The sequence below is a fragment of the Variovorax glucosi genome (assembly GCF_051216695.1).
Taxonomy (GTDB): domain Bacteria; phylum Pseudomonadota; class Gammaproteobacteria; order Burkholderiales; family Burkholderiaceae_C; genus Variovorax.
In genome coordinates, this window is sequence record NZ_JBPJZE010000075.1 from 482 (window position 1) to 1,496 (window position 1,015).

Genomic DNA, 1,015 nt, shown 5'->3' on the forward strand with positions numbered 1-1,015 from the left:
GACTTGTCGACGATCTTGGCGGTCACGCCCATGTCGATGATCTCGCCCTCGCGGCTGATGCCTTCGCCGAACAGGATGTCGAACTCCGCCGTCTTGAATGGGGGCGACACCTTGTTCTTCACCACCTTCACCTTGGTTTCATTGCCGATGGCTTCGTCGCCCTTCTTGATGGTGCCGATGCGGCGGATGTCCAGGCGCACCGATGCGTAGAACTTCAGCGCGTTGCCGCCGGTGGTGGTTTCGGGCGAGCCGAACATCACGCCGATCTTCATGCGGATCTGGTTGATGAAGATGACCATGCAGTTGGTCTTCTTGATGGTAGCGGTGAGCTTGCGCAGTGCCTGGCTCATCAGGCGGGCCTGCAGGCCGGGCAGCGAGTCGCCCATTTCGCCTTCGATTTCGGCCTTGGGCGTGAGCGCGGCGACCGAGTCGATGACGATCAGGTCGACGGCGCCCGAGCGCACCAGCGAGTCGACGATTTCCAGGGCCTGTTCGCCGGTGTCGGGCTGGCTGATCAGCAGGTCCGACAGGTTCACGCCGAGCTTCTGGGCGTATTGCACATCGAGCGCATGTTCGGCGTCGACGAAGGCGCAGGTGCCGGCCTGCTTCTGCATAGAGGCGATGACCTGCAGCGTGAGCGTGGTCTTGCCCGACGATTCAGGGCCGTAGATTTCGATCACGCGGCCGCGCGGCAGGCCGCCGACGCCCAGCGCGATGTCCAGGCCCAGCGAACCGGTGGAGACCACCTGGATGTCTTCCAGCGCCTCGCCTTCGCCGAGCCGCATGATCGTGCCCTTGCCGAACTGCTTTTCGATCTGGGCCAGCGCGGCCTGCAGGGCCTTGGCCTTTTCACTGTTGGCGACCGAGATGCTTGCGCCCTTGACGACTGCGTCCATGTGGAAACTCCTTGAAAATCAACGGTTTGTGTTGGGTTTCATCCGATCTGCTTTTAACTACAGGCTGGATGCTTGAACAGTAGTGTAGAGGCTCATAGGTTGGCGCAAACTCATTTTTT

General features: G+C 61.1%; 1 protein-coding gene. It reads right to left on the reverse strand.

The genetic code is table 11. The features are described 5' to 3' along the window. Nucleotides 1-896 (reverse strand): recombinase RecA (recA, locus tag ACSFA3_RS22985; protein ID WP_435507766.1); only part of this gene is annotated, 896 nt, incomplete at its 3' end. Nucleotides 897-1,015 lie beyond the last annotated feature (119 nt).